A 21880-nucleotide genomic window follows, 5' to 3' on the forward strand; every position below is an offset into this window, starting at 1 on the left:
TTCTTGGTATCTCACAAGAATATGTTTGATATGGTATCCATCTCGAATTGAGATGGAGCGCCCGTCATGGACCTGCGGCAGATCCGTTATTTCGTCGCCGTCGCCGAGCGTGGCGGCTTTGCCGCCGCCGCGAGCACGCTGAACGTCGCCCAGTCGGCGCTCAGCCGTCACGTCAAGGAACTCGAGGACGAGTTGGGCGGCGCCTTGCTCGAACGTGGCGCGCGCGGCGTCTCGGTTACGGAATCCGGCAAGGTGCTGCTCGCGCGCGGGCGCTGGCTGCTTGGAACGATCGACGACATCAAGGCCGAGGTGCGTACGGAAAATCGGGAGCCCAGCGGTACGGTCCGGATGGGCGCGCCGCCAAGCCTCGGCGATATCCTCTACCCGCCGCTTGCCCAGACATTCGTGAAGCAATTTCCGCGCGTGCGGCTCGAGCTCAGCGAAGTCTTGACGGAAAACGCATCCGAACGCCTGCTGCGCGGTGAGCTCGATCTGGCGATCGTGACGACGCCGCCCCCCAACGATCACCTCGACTATGAAATGCTCATGGTCGAGCAGGTGTTCCTGATCGGGCCGCCGCGCGATCCGCTGCTGAAGCGTGGCAGACTGACCCGCAAGGAGTTCGACGCGCTGCCATCCGCCGTGGGCCCGCTCAGCCGCAACCCGTTCCCATCGACAATGCCCTGCGCGGTACGGGTCGACAACAGCACGCCGATGAAGCGCATGGTGGCATCGGGCCTCGGCTATGCCCTGCTGCCCTTCTCCGGCATTCACCAGGAAGTGGCTGCCGGCGCGCTATCGGCAGCGCTGTTGCCGTGGATGCGCGCCGACCGCGTCCTGGCATTGCCGCGTGGACGGCCGGTCAGCCGGGCAACGCGTGAAGCGATTGCAACCTTGAAGAAAATCTGTCGCGCCCTGATCGATGAGGGAATCATCCTGACTGCGCCGGTGCGCAAGACCTGAACACGCAACTCCACGCCAAACGATCTGCTCGTTCCGCGCTGGTGCCCTACGCGGCCCTATGCACTGCATCCCGCCGTCCGTTCCAGACGGCCGGCCGGGCCCCACCGCGTCTCACTCCGGCTGTCCGGTCGACCAATCGTCTTGACCATAGTTGTCATGACAACTATAGAGTCATTCCAAGATTGGCGATCACGCCGGCTGTTCCCGCCGTGGACGGACGAGAGCCGTGAAACGGCCATGGCTCTGCAGGCGACCTTGTGGGTCGCCTTGCGCAGCCGGCGGTAAGTCGAAGGGAGGACGTGATGAACGCTGCTTCGCAGAACCACGCGGCACGGCTGCGGGAGATCTCCCGGCTGATTGACGACCGCCCCAGCGAACGCATCTTCGAAGTCGATCGCCGGATCTTCACCGATCCTGACGTGTTCGACGCCGAGCTCCGATATATTTTCGAGGCCAATGGAATTTCATCGGCCTGGAATCCCAGATCGCCCGGCCCAACGACTTCGTCACCACCCATATCGGCCGGCATCCGATTCTCGTGATGCGGAGCGCCGAAGGCAAAGTCGGCGCATTCCTCAACACCTGCCGACATCGCGGAACGATCGTCTGCCCCTTCAAGCAGGGCCGGCAGAAATTCCATGTCTGCCGCTATCATGGCTGGGCCTACGACTCGAGCGGCCGCAACATCTCGGTGACGGAGGAAGCGAGCGGGCAGTATCCGCCGTCGTTCTCGAACCGGAATCACGACCTTCTCCCGGTCGCCCGGCTTGGCTCGTATCGCGGATTCCTGTTCGCAAGCCTCTCGGCCGACGTTCCACAACTGGAAGATTTTCTCGGCGACACCCGCGCCTTTCTCGACCTCATCATCGATCAGAGCGACAGCGGTGAGGTCGAGTTCGTGCCGGGTGCCAGCACCTACACATTCGATGCAAACTGGAAGCTGCAGTTCGAAAACGGCCTCGACTACTACCATTTCGCGACCACCCATAGCTCCTACGTCGACATCCTGAAGAAGCGCAACGCCACAGCCGGACCGGACGCCGGTTTCACGGTTGAGCCGGAAGGCGAACAGGAAGGGCAAGGCAGCTTCAGCTTCGACTATGGCCATGCCGTCAACTGGTCGATCAAGCGCACGCAACTGTACGGTCGTCCGCTCGGCATGGACCCCGCGCGTCTCGATGCCGTGCGGCAGCGGGTCGGCAGCACCCGCGCCAAGTGGATGCTTCGGCAACGCAACCTCACGATCTTTCCGAACCTCCAGGTCATCGACATCCTGTCCGCGCAGGTGCGAACCTGGCGGCCGCTGGCGCCGGACAAGACCGAGATGGTGTCGCATTGTCTCGCGCCGGTCGGCGAAAGTGCCGCCGCGCGCACGCTTCGGATTCGCAATTACGAAGACTTCTTCAACGCCTCCGGGCTCGCGAGCTCGGACGATAACGTCATGTATGAATTCTGCCAGACCGGCTACGACGCGACATCAGCCGCGCCCACGCAAGGATATCTGCGCGGCGTTGCGGAGGTCGGCCACGGCGAGAGCGCGCATACCCGCGAGCTCGGCATCACGGCGTCCGAATGGTCGTTCGGCCCCGCCAGCTTCGGCGGCGAGACGAATTTCCACCCGGGCTATCGTGAGTGGCGCAGGCTGTTGCAGCACGCCGCCGGGGAGACAGTGTGATGGCTGAAAGCGCAATCAAACATACGGATGTGCACGCGGTCGCCGCCGCGACCATCTTCCGCGAGGCCCGCCTGCTCGACAGCGGCGAATGGGCCGATTGGGTCGCGATGTACAGCGAGGATGCTGTCTATTGGGTGCCGGCATGGCTCGACGAATACACCACCACCGATGATCCCAATACACAGGTCTCGCTGCTCTACCACGATGCACGGCGCGGGCTGGAAGAGCGGATCGCGCGCATCGAATCGCGCAAATCGATCACCGCGTTGCCGCTGCCGCGCACGGTGCACCAGATCTCGAACCTGGACGCGTCCGAAACCGGACCTGACGAGATCACCTGCCAGTCGGTGTTCTCGGTGCACGTTTACGACCCGCGCGTCGCCAAGGAGCATCTGCGCCACGGGCGCTATCAGCACACGCTGCGGCGTCAAGGCGAGACCTGGAAGATCGCACGCAAGGTCATCACGCTGGTCAATGACCGCGTCCCGACCGCGCTCGATTTCTACAGCATTTGAGAAGGCAAATGACGGATCAGGGAACCTGGCACGAAGCTGCCGCACTTGGCGCGCTGAACGAAGGCGAGCCCCACGGCATCGAGATCGCCGGCCACCACATCGCGCTCTATCGCGTCGGCAATGAGTACTACGCCACCAGCAATATCTGCACCCATGCGGAGGCGCTGCTGTCCGACGGCATCCTGGACGGCTGCGAGATCGAATGCCCGCTACATATGGGCCGCTTCGACATCCGAACCGGCGAGGCGCTGACCAGTCCGGTCGAGATCGACATCCGGACCTATCCCGTGCGCGTGGCAGGCGATCGGCTGGAAGTCTGCCTGTCCGCATAAGGCGACCATCAAAAATCAAGAATCGGGGGAACTGGGATGACCGAAGTCGTGTTGGACAAGGCGGCGAGTGCGACCGCCGACCCGGAGATCGAACGCATCACCATCCGCAAGGTCGCGCTGCGCCTGATGTGGTTCGTGATGGCGATGTACTTCCTCGCCATTCTCGATCGCGGAAACATCTCCTTTGCCGCACTGCAGATGAACAAGGAGCTCGGCCTCAACGCCGAGATGTTCGGCATCGCGGTCGGAATCATGTACTTCACCTATTCCATCTTCGAGATCCCCAGCAATCTCATCCTCAGCAAATACGGCGCGCGCGTCACGCTGACGCGGATCGCGATCCTGTGGGGCATTGCCACCGTGCTGATGGCCTTCACCCAGGGCCCGCTGAGCCTCTATGCTTTCCGCGGCTTCCTGGGCTTTGCCGAGTCCGGCCTGTTTCCCGGCGTTATGCTGCTGCTGAGTCTCTGGTTTCCGTTCAGCTACCGCGCCCGCTACAACGCGATGTTCAATTATGCCGTGCCGATCTCCTATATCTTCGCCTCGTTGATCTCCGGCGCCATCCTCGAGCTGAACGGAACGCTCGGCATTTCGGGCTGGAAGTGGCTGTTCATTCTCGAAGGCGTGCCGCCCATCATCCTGGGGATCGTCGGCATCTTCTATCTGACCGACCGCCCGCAGCAGGCGAGCTGGCTGTCGACGGCGCAGCGCAACTGGCTGACCGGCGCGCTGGAGCGCGACGCCAAGGCAACCGGGGTGGTGCATGCCGAGGGCGTGCTCAGGACCATCACCAAGCCGATGGTGCTGCTGTTCGGCTTGTGCAATTTCGGTCTGTTTTGCGGGCTGGCGTCGCTGTTCCCCTGGCTGCCGCAAATCATCAAGTCGTTCGGCCTGCCGAATTCGCAGGTCGGCTTCGTCACCGCGATCCCGCCGATCGCCGGCCTGATCGGCATGATTGCACTGTCGCGGCACTCCGATCATATCGGTGAGCGCTTCTACTATGCCGCGACGACCTTCGTGATCGCCGCAGCCGGCTTCGCGATCGCGGCCTTTTCCACATCGCCGGCGTGGATCATCATCGGATTCATGGTTGCCAATGTCGGCGTCTATGGTACGCAGGCCGTGTTCTGGACTATTCCGCAGTCCTACATGTCGCGGCAGAGTGCGCCGGGAGCGATCGGCCTCGTCGGCATGATCGGCAGCATCGGAGGCGCGACGATCCCGATCGTGATCGGACGCGCCAAGGACGCTTCGGGCAGCTTCACCACCGGTTTCCTCGTGGTCACAGGCGTTCTCCTCGTCGCGGCGGTCCTGGTCTTGATCGCGCGCACACAACTCGTGAAAGAATGAAAAATCGGACAGCCACAAGTCGCACCAAAGTCGCTGACGCGCGCCGCGCCCCGCAGGATGACGCGCGCTCGGAGCCGGTGATCGATTTCGAACGCTATGTGCCGACGGTGCTGTCGAGCCTCGTCGCCAAGTTGCGCGCGAATGCCAATGCGTTCTTCCCGCAAGCCTACGGCGTCTCGCTCGCGGAATGGCGAGTGCTGTCCTTTCTCAGGGAACATGAGCCCGCCAGCGCCTACGACATCTGGACCAACGCGCAACTGGACAAGGCCGTCGTCAGCCGCGAGACGACGTCGCTGAAGAAAAAGGGGCTGATCGCCTTGACGCCGGTCAGGGGCAGTGCCCGGAACCGGAGCGAGATCCGCCTCACGTCCCAGGGCGTGGCGCTGCTTGACCGCAGCCTGGACGAAATCCTGCGCCGGCACAGCAACCTCACGGCCGGCCTCGATGCCAGGACGCTGGACACCTTCTTCCGTGTCGTTGATCACATCGAGCACCGCATTCCTCACATGGCCGATCCGTCCGAACATGCCGCGCCGGCCCATGCGCCGGTCAAGCGGATTGCGAAACGGAGATCGCCGAGCGGCGCCTGACAGCGGCAGGCCGGGAAGACGGCGATCGCGCAGGTCGAAATACGAGTCACGGTGCGGTGAGTGCACGAAGGAACCGGGCGTAATTTAGGTTTCAGTAAGCAAGTTGTAGCTAAAGTCGATCAGTGAGTTGCGTATAGGAGACTTCCAGTGATCGACTTTGACGAACTTCGTAGTATCGCCGCGGATGTTCGTATCTTTATCGATGCTTCGGAAGACAAGGGTGGTGCGTTGAAGGCCATCGTCGACGCCTACGATGTCGTCCTCGGCATCTTCCCCGCCGGCCCCGGAATGGACCTTCACGTGGTCAAGGGCACCGAGGTCCTCAATCACATCGCGCAGACCCAGGCCTCGTCGGGCTTCACCCATACCGCGATCGCTTTCCAGACCCGCGAGCAGGCTGTTGCACTTGAGCATCTGATGGCGGCCTAGCCACCGGCGCAGAGCCGCTGACGACCGCGCAATTTGCTTTGAGATCAATCGATTGCCCGCCATGCGACGCGATATGCACTTTGTGCCAGTCTCGTCCCCAAGGCGCGCGGTCCTGACAAAACGACGTCCCGACCCATCAATTCCGTGCCGTCGTCCACGTTGCCTTCCCGGGCAAAACCGGCAAAAATCCCGCCCACGATTCCGCCGTGGGACGCATGGATATGGGCCAGCACCTGACGGTTCACAGCGGCGAGCTTGACGGCTTCGAGGGACTCCACGACGCCGTCAAAGGCTCGCATGTCGAGGTCATGCAGCTTGAGCGCGGCAAGCTGCGCGGGACGTTGTCCCATGTCGGGATCGGCGATTTTTCGCTCAGCATCGGCGCATTCAACGTCGGGGTCCGCACCCAGCGTACTTCGGCCGATGACAAGCTGATCATCGGAATGCTGCTGGACGCCACGGATCGCGTCACACATTGGGCATTCGACATGCAGCCGGCCGACGTGCTGGTGATCCCTCCCTCGGTCGAGCATGACGGCGTCTTTCACAAGGCCTCGTCCTATGCCGCCATTCGCTTCGACATGGCCGATCTGCCCGACATATTCGGCGGCGAGCCGCGGCTCGCCGATGCCGAAACATGGAGCGTCAAGAACCATTTTCGCGCTGACCGCACGATCGGCATGAGCGCGGCGGACAGGCTGCCGCAAATCATCGCGCATCTCGCGCGGTATCCGGACGCCTTGTCGGAGGCGTCGGCCGAATTCTGGAAACGTGCGATCATCGACTGCGTGACCGCGACGGTCGTCACGTCGATGCCGCCTGACGGAACCAGCTATCTGCCGTCGGCGATGAAGCTGGTGCGCGACGTCGAGGACTATCTGCATGCCGCAGGTGCTCGCCCGGTCCATGTCTCGGAAATCTGCACCGAGCTTCGGCTGTCGCGACGCAGCCTGCACCGCGCCTTCCACGAGGTGTTCGGCGTCGGCCCGGTGACGTTCCTGCGCTACAAGCGGCTCTGCATGATCCGTTCGATCCTGCGCGAAAGCACGCCGGAGCAGACCACCGTTTCCAAGGTCGCGATCGAACAGGGCTTCATCGAGCTCGGGCGCTTCTCGCAATACTACCGCGCTATGTTCGGGGAGTACCCGTCGCAGACGCTCGGCTACGCCGGTTAGAACGATCCGGCGGCGCTCACGCACATTCAAACCGCTGCGCGCGCAAGCTCATTTCGATCGTCCCGGATCGCCATTGCCGGACAGCACCTGCGCGGCGCCGCCGATGCCGCGCCGGAAGGCCTCATCGAAGGTGACGCCGCGAAACCGCCATGTGTAGTCCCTGCCGCGCCACGCCATCCGCCATTGCGTGGTCCAGCCGAGATCCTTGTCATCCCAGACCAGCTGTCCGACCAGGATAGCCTCGCCGCCCCGCGGCGCCGCGATCGAACTCAGCTGTGCGGGCGGCATCTTCAGGAGCCCGGCGGCCGTGACATTGGCGCTCGTCAGAGCGGCCGTCTCGGGCAGCACGAAGTGCATGCCGCGCTTGCCGGCCGCAGCCGCGAGTGCATCGCGCTGCAAATCGGACTGCGTCCCCTCAGAGGTGACGATAAAGTCCTTCGGGCCGTGCAGCATCTCGACGAAGACGCCGAGCGCCGGCCGCTGCGATCGCCACGGCTTGAGGCCGAGCTTGGCGAGAAGACCGTCGATCTTGTTCTGGTCGAAAGCCACCGTCAGGTCGTACGGCCGGTCGCGGGTGCCCTGCTCGTCATGATGCGGCTTGCCGGCATACTGGTCGTGATAGTCGAAGCTGCTGACGAATTCTCTGGCCTTCGCTTTGTATGCGGCAAGCCTGCGATCGCTTGCCAGCATCGGCTGACCTGACACCTTGATCAGGACGTCCTCCAGACATGCACCGAAGCCGATGATGCGGTTCGGCTCGCCCTGGCCGGTGACGACGGTCTGCGCGCGGTAGAGGCTGCCGTCCGCCCCCGCCATCGCACCGCTGCACCAGATCAATGCAGCGGCAAGCAGCACCCGGACCACACCACGCGCGAACGCGGCGATCGGATTGCGTTTCGTCTCAAGCAAGGCAGCCATGGTCACCTCCGCTCGGTCACGTCATCAACGGCACATTGGCGGTATTTTCCGGCAGCGCCAACATGTTCGGACATGGGCGCCATTCCATCGGCCGCACTGCACGCTATGGCCACGCGCGGCAGGCCTGACATATGCTCGGTGGATGCGTGGCGGCGCCCGGAGCGCCGCCGACGACGAGAACAGCCAGCAGGAGACGTCCCGTGAAATGCTATGAGTTGCAAGGCCCCGGCGGCGTCGACGCGCTTGCGCTGGTCGACAAGCCGGTTCCACAGGCCGGCCCCGGCGAGGTCCTGGTGCGGCTGAAGGCGGCAACGCTGAACTATCGCGACCTTCTCACGGTCAAGGGCGGCTATGGCTCGCGCCAGAAATTTCCGCTGGTGCCGGTTTCCGACGGCGCCGGTATCATTGAGGCGGTCGGCGCCGGGGTCAGGAGTTTCGCGCCCGGCAATCGCGTGATCGGCAGCTTCTTCGAAAGCTGGCTCGGCGGCGAGCCCAGCGAGGCGCGGATGCGCGCGGCGCTCGGCGGCAGCGTCGACGGCGTGCTGACCGAATACCGGGTGTTCCCGGCGCACGCGCTGGTGCGCACGCCGGACCATCTCAGCGACATCGAGGCCGCGGCGCTGCCGTGCGCCGGCCTCACGGCGTGGAGCGCGGTGGTCAAGCTCAGCGACATCAAGCCGGGACAGACCGTGCTGACCCAGGGCACCGGCGGCGTCTCGCTGTTCGCGCTGCAATTCGCCAAGATGTGCGGCGCTCGCGTCATCGCGACCTCTTCCAGCGACGCCAAGATCGTGCGGCTGAAGCAGCTCGGCGCCGATGTGACGCTCAACTACAAGACCACGCCCGACTGGGGCAAGAAGGCGCGCGAGCTGAGCGGGCGCGGTGTCGATCTCGTCGTCGAGGTCGGCGGCGTCGGCACGCTGAACGAGTCGATCCGCGCGACGAAAATCGGCGGCACTATCGCCTTCATCGGCGTGCTCGCCGGTCCCGCCTCGTCCGACACCAGGCTGCCGCTGATGGTGATGCAGCAGCAGCGACTGCAAGGCGTCACCGTGGGCTCGATCGAGGATTTGCAGGCGCTGTGCGACGGCATCAGCATGCACGGCGTCAAGCCCGTGATCGACAAGGTGTTCGCGTTCGACCAGGTCAAGGACGCGTTCGCCCACATGGCGAGCGGCGCGCATTTCGGCAAGATCGCGATTGCGATCGGCTGACTTGCACACCATCTCGCTCTACCGTCCCGTGAACCGGGCCTTGCGCTTTTCGACGAGGGCCTTGCGGCCTTCCTGCGCGTCGGCACTTTCGCGGATCACCATCTGCAGCTCGATTTCGCGGCGGAACTGATCGGCGTAGCTTGCGTGCTCGCTCTCCTCGAGCAGCTGCCGCGTTGCGACCAGCGCGCGCGTCGGGCCATCGGCGAGGCGGGCTGCAAGCGCTTTCGCCTCGTCGAGCAGCCTTGCGTCATCGACCACGTCGCGCACCAATCCCCACTCCTTGGCCCGCTCGGCCGACAATGGCTCGTTCAGCAGCATCAGGTCGAGCGCGCGCTGGCGCCCGACCAGCCGCGGCAAGAGCCAGGTCGAACCGAGATCGGGCACCAGGCCGATCCGGCTGAACACCTGGATGAAGCTCGCCGAGCGCGCGGCCAGGATGATGTCGCCGGACATCGCAAGGCTGAAGCCGCCGCCGGCCGCGACGCCGTTGACCGCGACCACCACCGGCATCCGGCACTCGCGCAAGGCCTGCATCGCCGGCCAATAGTGCTTCATCACGCCGGTATAGATGTTGTCGCCGAGCGAGTTGAACGCCTTGAGATTCTGCCCGGAGCAGAAGCCGCGTCCCTCCCCGGTCAGGATCAGCGCGCGGATGCCGGGCTCGACGCCCATCTCGCCTATGGCGCGTGCGAGATCGCCGAGCAGTTCCGGCGTCATGGCGTTCAGGCTGGCGGGATCGTTCAGCGTCAGAATGCCGACCTTGCCGTCCCGTTCACGCTTCACACTGCTCATATTCCGCTCCCTGAAACTGGTTCTTGTTGCACTGACAGTGCCATGCTTGGCATGCTACGCCAACGTGACCCACCCGCAACAAGAACAGCGAAAGCAACGCCATGTCGGACCAGTTCTCCAACTCGCAAGTGATCCGCAAGCCGGCCGTCAGCGCCAAGGGCGGCATCGTCGCCGCGCAGGCGCGCAAGGCGGCCGAAGTCGGCGCGGAGGTATTGGCAGCAGGCGGCGATTGCGTCGACGCCGTGATTGCAACCACCTTTGCCCTCGGCGTGCTGGAGCCTTGGATGAGCGGCGCCGGCGGTGGCGGCGCGATGGTGCTGTATCGCGCCCAGGAGAACCGCGTCGAGGTGCTCGACTACGGCATGCGCGCGCCGGACGGCCTGCGCCTGGAGGACTATCCGCTGACCGGCGGCGCGGCCTCCGACCTGTTCCCCTGGGCGCGGGTCAAGGACGACCGCAACCTGCATGGGCCTGCCTCGATCGCGGTGCCCGGCGTCGTCGCCGGCATGGAGGAGGCGCATCGCCGCCACGCCAGAATGCCGTGGAAGGACCTGCTGGCGCCGAGCGTCAAGCTTGCCGGCGAAGGCCTGCTGGTGGATTGGTGGACCACCGACATGATCGCAAGCTCGGCCGCGGATCTGCGGCGCTACCCGGCCAGCGCCGCGGCGTATCTGCTGGACGGCCTGCCGCCGAATGCGCAATGGGGCATCCGGTCCGTGGTCCGCATGCCGCAGCACAGGCTGAAGGCAACGATGGCGCAGCTTGCCGCGGCCGGCCCGCGCGATTTCTACGAGGGCGACTTGGCGCGCAGCATCGCCGACGACATCCAGGCCGCCGGCGGCGCGCTGTCGGTGCGCGATCTCGCCGCGTTCCGCGCCCATTTGCGCGAGCCGCTGAGGATTCCCTATCGCGGCGGCACGGTCTACGCGACGCCGGAGCTGACCGCGGGTCCGACCATGGCGCGCACGCTCGGCCTGCTGCAGAAGGCGCTCGCGCCAGCACAGGGCGGACCGGACGCCGTCGCCTATACCGCCTACGCCGAGGCGCTGCAGGCCGCCTATCGCGAACGGCTGAAGGACATGGGCGACGTCGACGGCCGCCGCGCGCTCGGCGCGGAGGCGATCGCGCCATCCTGCACCACGCATTTCTCGGCGGTCGACCGCGACGGCAACATGGCCGCGGTGACGCAGACGCTGCTGTCGACCTTCGGCTCCAAATTCGTGACGCCGAACACCGGCCTCACCATGAACAACGGCATCATGTGGTTCGATCCGACGCAAGGCACACCGAACTCGCTCGCGCCCGGGAAGCGCTGCCTGACCAATTACACGCCCGTGGTGGCTGAGGCGGCCGACGGCCGCCGTCTTGCCGCCGGCGCATCGGGTGGCCGCCGCATCCTGCCCGCGGTGTCGCAACTGCTCTCCTTCGTGATGGACTTCGGCATGGATCTCGACCCCGCGATCCACCAGCCGCGCATCGACGCCAGCGAAGGCAATGTGGTGATCGGCGATGTCCGCCTGCCGCAAGCCGTGCGCGAGGTGCTGCGCGGCAGCTTCGACTATGAGGAGGCACGCATCCAGACCCAGCCAAAGAAGTTCGCCTGCCCCAGCATCGTGCTGCGCGATGGCGCCACAAACAGCGGCGCCACCGAGCCGTTTCATCCGTGGAGCGATGCAATCGCGGAGGGGTGAACCGAGCACGGCGCGCTCCATCGAAGTCGTCGTCCCTGTGAAAGTTACCAAACCCGTCATCCTGAGAGCGCAGCACGCGCGTCTCGAAGGATCGACGGCCACCAGCCGGGCCGCGCATCCTTCGAGGCTCGCTCCGCTCGCACCTCAGGATGACGGTGATAGAGACGGGCGCGGGATCTCCCAATCGTCGTCCTGGCGAAAGCCAGGATCCATAACCACCGCGTACGGTGATGAACGGGATAGCGGCCCAGCGTCGCGCAACGATTGAGATTTGGGATAATGGGTCCTGGCTTTCGCCAGGACGACATCGAATTTGTTGCGCGATCTGCGAGTCATACATCCGCATTCTCGCGACGTGATTGCCCGAGCTTGCGCCGTCGGGCAACTCAGTGATTGGCGCTTTCGTGATGGCGTCTCGCGTGCCGGCAAGCCGGAAACCACGAGGCCACCGGGCATGGTCCGAGGTATCCGGAACGTGAACCGTGTTTCGGCAGCAGAGGACGATGGCGCACCGGGGACATTGCAGGACGCCAACGGGCTGATACATTTCGGCTGACAACGAACAATGGTGACCGGCTTGAGCGATGCAAGCGCAGACGTGCCGCCCGGTGCTCAGCTCCTGGGACGCGAATGGCTCGGCTTCGACGGCGAAATCGCCTCGATCCGCTTCGTGGCGCAGCCGCTGTTCACCAACCGGCACGGAACGATCCAGGGCGGCTTCCTTGCGGCGATGTTGGATTCGGCCACGGGTCTCGGCGCCCTCGCTGCGCTCCCGTCCACCAGGACCGTGGTGACCAGAACTCTCACCACGCGGTTTCTCAAGCCGGCGCGCGTCGGTCCGATCACGGCCAAGGCCAAGGTCGTCTCGCAGACCGACCGCGACATGATCGTCGAGGCCGATCTGATCGACGCTGACAATTTGACCGTTGCCAGCGCCACGGCCGAATTGCGGATTCTGGACAAGCGATAGCCATGCGTTTTGCTCCCTTCGTGCTGTCAGCGCTGTTGCTGCTTGCGGTCTCGGCGGCGCAGGCGGCCGGGCTACGGCGCTTCGACGTTCCCGCGGGCCCCGACGGGCCTGCGATCAGAGGGGCGGTATGGCATCCCTGCGCCGAGCCCGCGCACGAGATCGACGCCCGCGGCGGCAGAACGTTCTTCGGCGTCAACGACTGCCCGATCGTGGGAAACAAGCTGCCGCTGATCGTGATCTCGCATGGAAGGCGCGGCTGGCTCGGCGGCCATCATGACACGGCCGCAGCGCTTGCGGATGCCGGCTTCATCGTCGTGACGATCAATCATCCGACCGATACCGAGCGCGACACCAGCGGCACCGACAGCCTTGCCGTCATGGTCGAGCGGCCTGCCGACATCGAGCGCGCGATCGACTACGCGCTTCAAGGATGGCCTGATGCTGCTCACATCGACGCCGGACGCATCGGTCTCTTTGGTTTCTCCTGGGGCGGTTATACAGGCCTCGCGGCGATTGGCGGTGAGCCCGATCTCCGCAAGGGCCTGCCGAACTGCCAGACGTCGAGCTTGCGGGCCTGCAAGGAGCTCGAAGGCGGAGAAAAGCCGAGCGGACCGGTCGTCCACGATCCGCGGATCAAGGCCGCGATCATCGTCGATCCCTTTCCTGTGCTGTTCTTTGCCGCCGGGAATCTGAAAGCCGTGACGATCCCGATTCAATTGTGGAGCTCGGATCCCGCGCAGAATGGCGACGGTCTCTCCGGGTGCTGTGCTGCTGCGATCAACGACAAGCTTCCGTCCAAACCGGACTTTCACCTGGTGAAGGACGCGAAGCACTTCTCCTTCCTCGCGACCTGCACGCCGGAGGAGACAGCGAAGATGGCTGCCATCTGCACCGACCCGCCAGGCTTCGATCGCCCCGCCTTTCATCAACGCTTCCACGCCGCGGCCATCGCGTTCTTCAGAACGCAGCTTGGCGAGGCCGCGACGCGATAGCGCGTAGCTACACCCCGAGCTTGTCCCTTACCCGGCCGGTCAGCACCGCCGTGGTGACGCCGACGCGCCAGAAGGCGTGCATCGGGATCGGCTTGATGCCGGTCACGGGCATGTCGATCTCGGCTTTTGCACCTCCGATCAGGCGGCGGGCGAGTTGCGCGCCCATTGCGGTCGAGAGCGCGACGCCGCGGCCGTTGCAGCCGAGCGAGATCAGCAAATTCTCCGCGGGCGCATGGACATGCGGATAGTGATCGGTGGTGATGGCGAGCCGGCTGTTCCAGCCGTGGGTCCAGCTGACGCCTTTGAGCTGCGGCCACAGCCGCGCGGCGTAGCGGATCAGGTAGGCGACGTCGGTCGGCTTGCTGATCCAGCGCATTGGGCCGCGGCCGCCCATCAGCAGGCGATTGTGCTGGTCGATGCGATAATAGACCGTGATATGGCCGCTCTCGTACAACACCGGACGCGTTGGCATGATCGAACGCGCGACCTCGTCGGACAGCGGCGCGGTGGCCGCGATCGAGGAGAATACCGGCACGATGGTGCGGCGGAGCGCGGGCCACAGATCATCGGTAAAGCCATTGGTCGCGAGCAGCACCTTGTCGGCATGCACGATTGCGCGCGGTGTCTCGATCCGCCAGCGGCCGCCGTCACGGCGCAACGACAGCGCCGGCGTCTCGCCATGGACGGCGACGCCGGCGCCGATCGCGGCGCGCGCCAGGCCGCGCGCGTAACTCAGCGGATGCAGATCGCCGCCGCGCGCATCCAGCATCGCGCAGAGGTAACGGTCGCTGCCGGTCATCTCGCGCATCTCGGCGGCATTGAGCAGCTTCACCGGCATGCCGTGCCGGATGCACTGCTTCGCCGTGGTCGCGATCGCGGCGGCGCTGGCTTCGTTGTAGGCGGCGCGCAGCGTGCCGTTCTGCCGCGCCTCGCAGGGAATCTGGTAGCGGCGGATCAGGTCGTGCGTGAAGTTGGTGGTGCCGTAGGAGAATTCGATCATGCGGCGGCCGAGGTCGGCGCCGAAATCCCGTTCGATCTGATCCGGGTCGTGCTTCAGCCCCGGATTGGTCTGGCCGCCATTGTTGCCGGAGGCGCCCCAGCCCGGCTCCTGCGCCTCCAGCACGGTCGCGAGCACGCCCTGCTCGGCGAGGTGCAGCGCGGTCGACAGCCCGGTAAAGCCGCCGCCGATGATCGCGACCGGCACGCTCTTGTCTGACGCCAGCGGCGGTGTCGGCGTCGCTTCCACCGCGGTGTCGGCATAAAGACTCGGGGGCAGCGGCAGGCGTGTTGGCGCGTTCATAGCGAGTACCGGATCACAACGGGTGCAGCACGCGGCGCAGGAAATCCTGGGTGCGCGGATGCTGTGGTTGGTTGAGGACGGATTTGGCGGCGCCCTGCTCGACGATGACGCCGCCGTCGATGAACAGCACGCGGTCGGCGACGTCGCGGGCAAAGCCCATTTCATGGGTGACGACGACCATGGTCATGCCGTCATCGGCGAGCTTACGCATCACCGAGAGCACCTCGCCGACCAGTTCCGGATCGAGCGCCGAGGTCGGCTCGTCGAACAGGATCGCCTTCGGCTGCATCGCCAGCGCACGCGCGATCGCGACGCGCTGCTGCTGGCCGCCGGAGAGCTTTGGCGGATGCACCTCGGCCTTGTCGGCGAGGCCGACCTGCGCGAGCAGCGCGCGGCCGCGCGCGATCGCCGCCTCGCGCGGCTCCTTCTTCACGTAGAGCGGCCCCTCGATGACGTTCTCGAGCGCGGTGCGATGCGGAAACAGGTTGAAACGCTGGAACACCATCGAGACCTGGGTGCGGATCGCCACGATCGAGCGGTCGCCCTGATCGACCCGCGCGCCTTCGACGCTGATCTCGCCGCGATCGTAGCTCTCGAGCCCGTTGATGCAGCGCAGGATGGTCGACTTTCCGGAACCAGACGGGCCGATGATGCAGACCACCTCGCTCTTGGCGACCGAGGCGGTGATGCCCTTCAACACCTCGACCTTGCCAAAGCTCTTGTGGACGTCGCGCAGCTCGATCATTTGCGGTTCGCCTTGTTCTCGAAGTGCCGAACCAGCAGGATAAGCGGGATGCTCATGGTGAGGTACATCAGCGCCACCAAGGTGAACACGCTGGTGTTCTTGAAGGTCGAGGAGGCGATCAGCTTACCCTGCAGCGCGAGCTCGGCGACCGTGATGGTGGAGGCTTGCGAGGAATCCTTCAGCATCATGATCATGATGTTGCCGTAGGGCGGCAGGATGATCCTGACCGCCTGCGGCAGCACCACGCGGCGCATGGTGAGCCACCAGCCCATCCCGATGGTCTGCGCCGCTTCGATCTGCCCCTTGTCGATCGCCTCGATGCCGGCGCGGAAGTTTTCCGCCTGATAGGCCGAATAGGCAATACCGAGCCCGATGATCGCAGCCTGCAACGCAGAGAGAGCGATGCCGAAATCGGGCATCACGAAATAGATGTAGAACAGCAGCACGATGATCGGGATGCCGCGGATCACATTGATCAGCGCGGCGCTGAGGCCTGTGAGGATGCGAATTCCGGACACCCGCATCAACGCCCACACCAGCCCGAGCGCGGTCGACAGCAACAGCGAGCCGACGGTGACGACGATGGTCAGCCAGACACCCTGCAACAGGATCGGCACGAACTCGACGGCGTCATGGAAGAATTTTTGCATCGGTAGAATGTATCCAGTCCCTCGAATACGTCCCCGTCATCCTGAGGAGCGGCGCCTTCGCCGCGTCTCGAAGGATGAATCGGCCCGGCTGGTGGCCGTCGACCCTTCGAGACGCGCTACGCGCTCCTCAGGGTGACGGGTCAACTGATCTCATCTAGCCCGGACGGAGTGAAGCAACGCGCTCACGACGCGCTGGCCTTCTGGCCCCATTTCTCCAGGATCTTCGCGATCGTGCCGTTGGCCTTCAGCTTTGCCAGCGAGGCGTTGATCTTCGCCAGCAGCTCAGTGTCGCTTTTGCGGATGCCGATCGCGACCGTGCCCACAGTGACCGGCTTGTAGCCGTCGACCAGCCGCACGTCGGCGAAATTGCCCTGCTGCAGATTGTAGGCGAGGATCGGATAGTCGGCGAAGCCGGCCTTGAGGCGGCCGGCATTCACGTCGCGCAGGATGTCGGGAATGGTGTCGTAGACCTTGACCTCGCTGAACAGGCCGGTCTTCTTCAGCGCATCGACGAACGCGGTGCCGACCTGGGCGCCGACCACGGTGCCCTTCAGATCCTCCTGCGTGGCATAGGCCTTGGCGTCGGACTTCGGCACCACGAGGCCCTCGCCATAGGCGTAGACAGGCTCGGAGAAATCGATCACCTCCTTGCGCGCGGCGGTGGCGAACATCGCGGCCGCGATGATGTCGATCTTGTTTGCGGTCAGCGAGGGGATCAGCGCCGAGAACTGCATCGGCTCGATCTGCACGGAGAAGCCTGCATCCTTGCCGATCTCGGTGGCGAGATCGACCATGATGCCCTGGATCGAATTGGTCTTGGTGTCGAGGAAGGTGAAGGGGATGCCGGTCGGCGTCGAGCCGACCTTCAGCACCTGCTGCGCCCCTGACGGCGCGCTCAAGGCAAGGGCAAGCGCCGCGACCGCGGCATGGACGAGACGCTGAAACGACATCGCAACACCTCCCGAAGCTGGCCTCGGCGCCGCATCGCCCTGCTTTTCGAGCTAGATGTTGCGGGCGACGCCGTTCCGGCCTATTTTCACCAATATGAAATTGTGGTCACGAAACCGCGGCCAATGCAAGCGGTTTTCATGCACATGAAGGAAGCGGATTGACGTGAGCGGCGGCAAGAGAATGCGCAAAGGCGCAGCAGCGCGGCCCGTGACGCCACGCCGCGCGGCCAAAAAGCCGGTCAAGAAGCCGGCCGAGCCGGCGATGGATCTCGCGGTCGGGCGCCGTATCCGCGACCTGCGCCGCACCAAGCAGATGTCGCTGGAGGTGGTCGCCGCGCGTACCGACCTGTCGATCGGCTTCATCAGCCAGATCGAGCGCGGCCTGTCGTCGCCCTCGCTGCGCGTGCTGGCGACGCTGGCCGACGTGCTCGGCGTCGGCATCGCCGCGCTGTTCGGCGCGACGCCCAAGGATGAAGGCGCCGGCGGCGTCGTGACCCGCGAGGTGCAGCGCGCCGAGCTGAAACTGTGGCGCACCGGCATTTCAAAGCAGCTGCTGAGCCCCGCGGGCAGCGAGAGCCGGCTCAATCTGTTCCTGGTGCATCTCGAACCCGGCGGCAACACCGGCGACGAGTTCTATACCCATGACGGCGAAGAGGCCGGCCTCGTGCTATCAGGCGAGATGATTCTGACGGTCGACACCGAGACCTGGACGCTGAAGCAGGGCGACAGCTTCCGCTTCGCCAGCCGCCGCCCGCATCGGTTCTCCAATCCGGCGCGTGATGCCAACGCCGTGGTGCTGTGGGTGAATTGCGTGACGGCAGCAGGGTAGTCCCATCCAATGTCGTCCCGGCGAAAGCCGGGACCCATATGTGGACGGCCCTCGTGGCACAAGAGCTTTCTGGGATTGGTCGGATCGCTGTCATCCATATGTCCGGCCTGTTTGATGCGATCGTGTTGATCGCTGGGCCAAGATGGTTTCCGCGACGCGAGTGCCAAACAACCTGGCGACCTTGTGAAGGCCAATGGGTCCCGCGGCTTGTCTCGCGTTCTGGATCGATCGATCATTCCATCTGCTCTTGCAGCTCCGGTTCGTCCGGCGAGCGCTACGTCCGGCCGGCCGACCTGTTAGGTGACAGCGTTCATGCGTGCGGCATCATAGCTCTCGCCGGTCGCCATCAGCTTCCAGGCGATGCGGGCCACCTTGTTGGCGAGCGCCACGGCCGCAAGCTTCGGCGGCTTGCGCCTGAGCAACGCCACGAGCCAGCGCGAGGGGTGGCCGCGCCCGAGCCTTGCCTGCCGGATCACCGCGGTCGCCCCGGCCACGAGCAGGCGACGCAGGGTCTCGTCGCCAGCGCGGGTGATCTTGCCGAGCCTGGTTTTGCCGGCGGTGGAATGGTCCTTGGGCGTCAGGCCGAGCCAGGCCGCGAACAAGCGGCCGGAGCGGAAGGCGTGCGGGTCCGGCGTCTTCATCACAAGCGAGGTCGCGATGATCGGACCGACCGAGGGGATCTGGGCCAGACGACGGCTTGTGGCGTTGGCCTGGTGCCAGGCCAGCAGCCTGGCCTCGACCGCCTTCAGCTCACCCTGCAACTGCGCATAGTCACGGCCCTGCATGGCGAACAGCTCGCGCGCCATAGCGGGAACGCTCTCGTCCTGCGTGATCCGGGCCAACAGCGGCTCGATCTTGTCCAACCCCTTCGGCGCGATCAGGCCAAACTCCGCCGCGTAGCCGCGGATCGCATTGCTGAGCTGGGTACGGCGGCCGATCAGCCCATCGCGGACACCTGCAAGCATCAGCGCGGCCTGCTGTTCGGCGCTCTTCACCGGCACAAACCGCATCCGCGGTCGGCCCATCGCTTCGCACACCCCATCCGCATCTCGCCCGTCGTTCTTGTTCCGCAGCACATAAGGCTTCACCAACTGCGGCGCTATCAGCTTCACCTCATGGCCAAGCTTGCCAAGCTCGCGCCCCCAGTAATGAGCCGCCCCGCAGGCCTCCATCCCGATCACAGTCGGCGGAAGCTTGGCAAAAAACTCAAGCACCTGCTTGCGCGACAGCTTCTTGCGCAACACCGGCTGTTCCGCCGCGTCAACTCCATGCAGCACAAAAATATGCTTCGACGTATCCATCCCAATACGGATAATCTCTCTCACGGACGGTCTCCTTGTCTGAGATTTACAACAACCTCATTCTGGCACACTGATGCCGTAGGGGGCCGTCCACACCATCAACCACAGGGTTGAGTTGTTGAAGAGGGCTGCGGCCCCAGCGCCGCCTCAAAACTTACATTCGTGGTTATGGGTCCCGGCTTTCGCCGGGACGACGATGATGGTTACACCGCGATCGTATCAAGCTGCGTCAGCTTAACCCCATCACCAATTCCTCGATCTTGATCGGGAAATTCCGCACGCGGATGCCGGTGGCGTGGAAGACGGCGTTGGCGACCGCGCCAGCGCTGCCGGTGATGCCGATCTCGCCGACGCCCTTGATGCCGAGCGGGTTCACATGCGGATCATGCTCGTCGACCGTGATGACCTCCATCGGCGGCACGTCGGCATTCACGGGCACATGATACTCGGCGAGGTTCGCATTCAGGATGCGCCCCGAACGATGGTCCATCACCGCCTCCTCGTGCAGCGCGAACGAGAGGCCCCAGATCATGCCGCCGTAAAGCTGGCTCTGCACCATCAGCGGATTGATGATGCGGCCGGCCGCGAACGCGCCGACCAGCCGCGTGGCGCGGATCTGGCCGAGCTCCGGATCGACCTTGACCTCGGCAAAGACGGCGCCGTGCGCGTGCATCGCATATTGCGACTGCGCCGCCGCATCGGCCGCGCCGCTGCCGGTGGCGTCGACCTCGGCGACGCCGGCGCGCGCCAGTATCTCGGCGTAGCTTTCGCTGCGCGCGTCATCGTCGCGGCGATGCAGCCGGCCGGCCCGCGCCACCACGCCGGCGTTGCCGGCGCCGAACAGCGGCGAGCGCTCATCCGAGGTCGCAAGCTCGGCGAGCTTTGCGATCACGGCAGCACCGGCATTGTGGATCGCGGCGCCGACGGTTGCGGTATGCCCCGAACCGCCGGCAATGCCGGCATCGGGCAGATCGGAGCTGCCGGACCGGAACGTCAGCTGATCGAAATCGAGACCAAGCGAGTCGGCCGAGATCTGCGCAAGCGCGGTCCAGGCGCCCTGCCCCATATCATGCGCGCCGGTCTCCATCACGCCCTTGCCGTCGGCGCGGATCACCGCGCGCGCATTGCCCTGGAACATGATGGCCGGGAAGGTCGCGGTGCCGACGCCCCAGCCGACCAGAAAGCCGTTCTCGTCACGCATCTGCCTCGGCTGTAGCGGACGCCCCGCCCAGCCGAAGCGTTCGGCGGCTCTTGCATAGCACTGGCGCAGCGCCTTGGAGGAGAACGGCTTGCCGGTGGTCGGCTCGACCTCGGCGTAGTTCTTCAGCCGGAACTCCAGCGGATCGATGCCGCAGGCGAACGCCGCCTCGTCGATCGCGCTTTCCAGCACGATCGATCCGGTGGCCTCGCCCGGCGCGCGCATGAACAGCGGCGTGCCGGTGTCGACGCGCACCGCCTCGTGCGCGGTCCGGATCGCAGGGCTCGCATAGAGCGTGTGCGAGGCGTCGGCCGCGGGCTCGTAGAAATCGTCGAAGCTCGACGTCGTGACGCGCGCCTCATGATTGATCGCGGTCAGCTGGCCGGCATCGTCGGTGCCGATCCGGATGCGCTGGCGGGTCGGCGGACGATGGCCGACCGGGCCATACATCTGGCTGCGGCGCAGCACGAGCTTGACCGGACGGCCGATCAGCCTGGCGGCCATGATGCCGAGCACCTGCGGCCCGGAGATCAGCCCCTTGGAGCCGAAGCCGCCGCCGAGAAACGGGCTGTTGATATGGATATTCGCCGGCGGAATGCCGAACAGGCCGGCGATGCGCATCTGGGCGAACCCCATGCCCTGGCTCGGCGTGTCGATGAACAGGCGGTCGCCGTCCCACACCGCGACGATCGCATGCGGCTCCATCGCGTTGTGATACTGCGCCGGAGTCTCGTAGGTCGAATCTGTCAGCTTCGCGGCCGCGGTCATGCCGGCATCGATATCGCCGTGGCGGACTTCGGCGGGGTTGCCGATCCCGACCACCGGTGGCGCATAGGCCTCGCCGGCGTCGAGGCCGACGCGCGCGATCTCGACCTGGTAGCGCGGCGACAGCAGCGCCGCGCCTTCGGTCGCGGCTTCCAGCGTCTCGGCGATCACGACCGCGATCGCCTGGTTGGCGTAGCGCACCTCGTCGCTCTGCAACAGCTCCATGCGGAAGGCGAACGGGTTGCCCTTGGCGTCGGGGTCTTCGGCAAGGTCGGGCCTGTGCGCCGGCGTCATCACGTCGATGACGCCGGGATGGCGCTTGGCGGCGGCGACGTCGAGCGCGGTGACACGGCCGCGCGCGATGCAGCTGGTTGCGATCACGGCATAGACCATGCCGGGCGGATGATTGTCGGCGGCATAACGGGCCTTGCCGGTGACCTTCAGCACGCCGTCGGTGCGGGTCATCGGCTGGCCGATGTTCGAGCCATGCCTGATATGGGCGGGGTCGCGGGTCAGACTGAGTTCAACCGTCATGC

The 21880-nt window shown here is 65.2% G+C and carries 23 protein-coding genes; 15 read left to right on the forward strand and 8 right to left on the reverse strand.

The window, feature by feature from the left end:
* The first annotated feature begins 66 nt into the window (after positions 1-66).
* From HU230_RS23675 to HU230_RS23715, 9 genes are all read left to right on the forward strand, one after another.
* Complete coding sequence (locus HU230_RS23675) at positions 67-963, forward strand: LysR family transcriptional regulator (RefSeq protein WP_176529620.1); 897 nt, start codon at positions 67-69, stop codon at positions 961-963.
* A gap of 302 nt (positions 964-1265) precedes the next feature.
* A complete protein-coding gene (locus tag HU230_RS23680) occupies positions 1266-1505 on the forward strand; it encodes a hypothetical protein (RefSeq protein WP_224943482.1) in 240 nt (79 codons plus the stop codon).
* A complete protein-coding gene (locus tag HU230_RS23685; RefSeq protein WP_234633888.1) occupies positions 1448-2638 on the forward strand; it encodes an aromatic ring-hydroxylating oxygenase subunit alpha in 1191 nt (396 codons plus the stop codon). Before HU230_RS23680 ends, HU230_RS23685 begins: the two co-directional genes overlap by 58 nt.
* On the forward strand, positions 2638-3153 hold the full coding sequence (locus tag HU230_RS23690; RefSeq protein WP_176529619.1) for an aromatic-ring-hydroxylating dioxygenase subunit beta: 516 nt from the start codon (positions 2638-2640) through the stop codon (positions 3151-3153). Before HU230_RS23685 ends, HU230_RS23690 begins: the two co-directional genes overlap by 1 nt.
* Before the next feature lie 8 nt (positions 3154-3161).
* Entirely contained in the window at positions 3162-3485 is a 324-nt protein-coding gene (locus tag HU230_RS23695) for a non-heme iron oxygenase ferredoxin subunit (RefSeq protein ID WP_176529618.1), read from the forward strand.
* 36 nt (positions 3486-3521) lie between these two features.
* Positions 3522-4835 (forward strand): MFS transporter, encoded by a 1314-nt coding sequence (locus HU230_RS23700; protein ID WP_176529617.1) that lies wholly within the window; start codon positions 3522-3524, stop codon positions 4833-4835.
* 98 nt (positions 4836-4933) lie between these two features.
* Positions 4934-5425, forward strand: a complete 492-nt coding sequence (locus HU230_RS23705; RefSeq protein ID WP_176529616.1) for a MarR family winged helix-turn-helix transcriptional regulator — start codon at positions 4934-4936, stop codon at positions 5423-5425.
* 147 nt (positions 5426-5572) lie between these two features.
* Complete coding sequence (locus HU230_RS23710; RefSeq protein WP_050401090.1) at positions 5573-5854, forward strand: hypothetical protein; 282 nt, start codon at positions 5573-5575, stop codon at positions 5852-5854.
* A 221-nt stretch (positions 5855-6075) separates the two neighbouring features.
* Positions 6076-7029: an AraC family transcriptional regulator gene (locus tag HU230_RS23715; RefSeq protein WP_176534899.1), complete on the forward strand. Its 954-nt coding sequence runs from the start codon at positions 6076-6078 to the stop codon at positions 7027-7029.
* A gap of 48 nt (positions 7030-7077) precedes the next feature.
* On the opposite strand, the gene HU230_RS23720 is transcribed toward HU230_RS23715, so the two are convergent.
* Positions 7078-7947, reverse strand: a complete 870-nt coding sequence (locus tag HU230_RS23720; protein ID WP_176529615.1) for a DUF2066 domain-containing protein — start codon at positions 7945-7947, stop codon at positions 7078-7080.
* 200 nt (positions 7948-8147) lie between these two features.
* Here HU230_RS23720 and HU230_RS23725 point away from each other — a divergent pair, with 200 nt between their 5' ends.
* Positions 8148-9161: a zinc-dependent alcohol dehydrogenase family protein gene (locus HU230_RS23725; protein WP_176529614.1), complete on the forward strand. Its 1014-nt coding sequence runs from the start codon at positions 8148-8150 to the stop codon at positions 9159-9161.
* Positions 9162-9179: 18 nt separating this feature from the next.
* Here HU230_RS23725 and HU230_RS23730 read toward each other — a convergent pair whose 3' ends face one another.
* The gene (locus tag HU230_RS23730) at positions 9180-9953 is read right to left on the reverse strand and encodes an enoyl-CoA hydratase-related protein (RefSeq protein WP_176529613.1); all 774 of its coding nucleotides are present in this window, start codon (positions 9951-9953) and stop codon (positions 9180-9182) included.
* A gap of 101 nt (positions 9954-10054) precedes the next feature.
* Between HU230_RS23730 and HU230_RS23735 the strand changes: the two genes are divergently transcribed.
* The 3 genes from HU230_RS23735 to HU230_RS23745 all read left to right on the forward strand — a co-directional run bounded on the left by HU230_RS23735 (position 10055) and on the right by HU230_RS23745 (position 13606).
* Positions 10055-11644, forward strand: a complete 1590-nt coding sequence (locus HU230_RS23735) for a gamma-glutamyltransferase (protein ID WP_176529612.1) — start codon at positions 10055-10057, stop codon at positions 11642-11644.
* A 568-nt stretch (positions 11645-12212) separates the two neighbouring features.
* Positions 12213-12614, forward strand: coding sequence for a PaaI family thioesterase (locus HU230_RS23740; protein ID WP_224943484.1), 402 nt, complete (start codon positions 12213-12215; stop codon positions 12612-12614).
* A gap of 2 nt (positions 12615-12616) precedes the next feature.
* Entirely contained in the window at positions 12617-13606 is a 990-nt protein-coding gene (locus HU230_RS23745; RefSeq protein ID WP_176529611.1) for an alpha/beta hydrolase family protein, read from the forward strand.
* 7 nt (positions 13607-13613) lie between these two features.
* Here the strand turns inward: HU230_RS23745 and HU230_RS23750 are convergent, their stop codons facing one another.
* The 4 genes from HU230_RS23750 to HU230_RS23765 all read right to left on the reverse strand — a co-directional run bounded on the left by HU230_RS23750 (position 13614) and on the right by HU230_RS23765 (position 17251).
* Positions 13614-14906, reverse strand: coding sequence for an NAD(P)/FAD-dependent oxidoreductase (locus HU230_RS23750; RefSeq protein WP_176529610.1), 1293 nt, complete (start codon positions 14904-14906; stop codon positions 13614-13616).
* Positions 14907-14919: 13 nt separating this feature from the next.
* A complete protein-coding gene (locus HU230_RS23755; protein ID WP_176529609.1) occupies positions 14920-15651 on the reverse strand; it encodes an amino acid ABC transporter ATP-binding protein in 732 nt (243 codons plus the stop codon).
* Positions 15648-16301: an amino acid ABC transporter permease gene (locus HU230_RS23760; protein ID WP_176529608.1), complete on the reverse strand. Its 654-nt coding sequence runs from the start codon at positions 16299-16301 to the stop codon at positions 15648-15650. The genes HU230_RS23755 and HU230_RS23760 overlap by 4 nt, the downstream gene beginning before the upstream one ends.
* 182 nt (positions 16302-16483) lie before the next feature.
* Entirely contained in the window at positions 16484-17251 is a 768-nt protein-coding gene (locus tag HU230_RS23765; RefSeq protein ID WP_176529607.1) for an ABC transporter substrate-binding protein, read from the reverse strand.
* Here HU230_RS23765 and HU230_RS23770 point away from each other — a divergent pair.
* Complete coding sequence (locus tag HU230_RS23770) at positions 17228-17413, forward strand: hypothetical protein (protein WP_176528431.1); 186 nt, start codon at positions 17228-17230, stop codon at positions 17411-17413. The genes HU230_RS23765 and HU230_RS23770 overlap by 24 nt on opposite strands.
* A gap of 19 nt (positions 17414-17432) precedes the next feature.
* The gene (locus HU230_RS23775; RefSeq protein WP_210284185.1) at positions 17433-18080 is read left to right on the forward strand and encodes a cupin domain-containing protein; all 648 of its coding nucleotides are present in this window, start codon (positions 17433-17435) and stop codon (positions 18078-18080) included.
* A gap of 296 nt (positions 18081-18376) precedes the next feature.
* Here the strand turns inward: HU230_RS23775 and HU230_RS23780 are convergent, their stop codons facing one another.
* Both HU230_RS23780 and HU230_RS23785 read right to left on the reverse strand, forming a co-directional pair.
* Complete coding sequence (locus tag HU230_RS23780; protein WP_176528479.1) at positions 18377-19405, reverse strand: IS110 family RNA-guided transposase; 1029 nt, start codon at positions 19403-19405, stop codon at positions 18377-18379.
* A 205-nt stretch (positions 19406-19610) separates the two neighbouring features.
* Positions 19611-21878, reverse strand: a complete 2268-nt coding sequence (locus HU230_RS23785; RefSeq protein WP_176529605.1) for a xanthine dehydrogenase family protein molybdopterin-binding subunit — start codon at positions 21876-21878, stop codon at positions 19611-19613.
* Between the last annotated feature and the right edge of the window lie 2 nt (positions 21879-21880).

The organism is Bradyrhizobium quebecense (genome assembly GCF_013373795.3).
Classification (GTDB): domain Bacteria; phylum Pseudomonadota; class Alphaproteobacteria; order Rhizobiales; family Xanthobacteraceae; genus Bradyrhizobium; species Bradyrhizobium quebecense.

What these genes read in the sequence shown, in the direction of transcription:
- HU230_RS23675 (WP_176529620.1), top strand. Translation starts at nt 67, where the DNA reads ATGGACCTGCGGCAGATCCGTTATTTCGTCGCCGTCGCCGAGCGTGGC.
- HU230_RS23680 (WP_224943482.1), top strand. Translation starts at nt 1,266, where the DNA reads ATGAACGCTGCTTCGCAGAACCACGCGGCACGGCTGCGGGAGATCTCC.
- HU230_RS23690 (WP_176529619.1), top strand. Translation starts at nt 2,638, where the DNA reads ATGGCTGAAAGCGCAATCAAACATACGGATGTGCACGCGGTCGCCGCC.
- HU230_RS23695 (WP_176529618.1), top strand. Translation starts at nt 3,162, where the DNA reads ATGACGGATCAGGGAACCTGGCACGAAGCTGCCGCACTTGGCGCGCTG.
- HU230_RS23700 (WP_176529617.1), top strand. Translation starts at nt 3,522, where the DNA reads ATGACCGAAGTCGTGTTGGACAAGGCGGCGAGTGCGACCGCCGACCCG.
- HU230_RS23715 (WP_176534899.1), top strand. Translation starts at nt 6,076, where the DNA reads ATGGGCCAGCACCTGACGGTTCACAGCGGCGAGCTTGACGGCTTCGAG.
- HU230_RS23720 (WP_176529615.1), bottom strand. Translation starts at nt 7,947, where the DNA reads ATGGCTGCCTTGCTTGAGACGAAACGCAATCCGATCGCCGCGTTCGCG.
- HU230_RS23730 (WP_176529613.1), bottom strand. Translation starts at nt 9,953, where the DNA reads ATGAGCAGTGTGAAGCGTGAACGGGACGGCAAGGTCGGCATTCTGACG.
- HU230_RS23735 (WP_176529612.1), top strand. Translation starts at nt 10,055, where the DNA reads ATGTCGGACCAGTTCTCCAACTCGCAAGTGATCCGCAAGCCGGCCGTC.
- HU230_RS23745 (WP_176529611.1), top strand. Translation starts at nt 12,617, where the DNA reads ATGCGTTTTGCTCCCTTCGTGCTGTCAGCGCTGTTGCTGCTTGCGGTC.
- HU230_RS23750 (WP_176529610.1), bottom strand. Translation starts at nt 14,906, where the DNA reads ATGAACGCGCCAACACGCCTGCCGCTGCCCCCGAGTCTTTATGCCGAC.
- HU230_RS23755 (WP_176529609.1), bottom strand. Translation starts at nt 15,651, where the DNA reads ATGATCGAGCTGCGCGACGTCCACAAGAGCTTTGGCAAGGTCGAGGTG.
- HU230_RS23760 (WP_176529608.1), bottom strand. Translation starts at nt 16,301, where the DNA reads ATGCAAAAATTCTTCCATGACGCCGTCGAGTTCGTGCCGATCCTGTTG.
- HU230_RS23770 (WP_176528431.1), top strand. Translation starts at nt 17,228, where the DNA reads ATGGACGAGACGCTGAAACGACATCGCAACACCTCCCGAAGCTGGCCT.
- HU230_RS23765 (WP_176529607.1), bottom strand. Translation starts at nt 17,251, where the DNA reads ATGTCGTTTCAGCGTCTCGTCCATGCCGCGGTCGCGGCGCTTGCCCTT.
- HU230_RS23775 (WP_210284185.1), top strand. Translation starts at nt 17,433, where the DNA reads ATGCGCAAAGGCGCAGCAGCGCGGCCCGTGACGCCACGCCGCGCGGCC.
- HU230_RS23785 (WP_176529605.1), bottom strand. Translation starts at nt 21,878, where the DNA reads ATGACGGTTGAACTCAGTCTGACCCGCGACCCCGCCCATATCAGGCAT.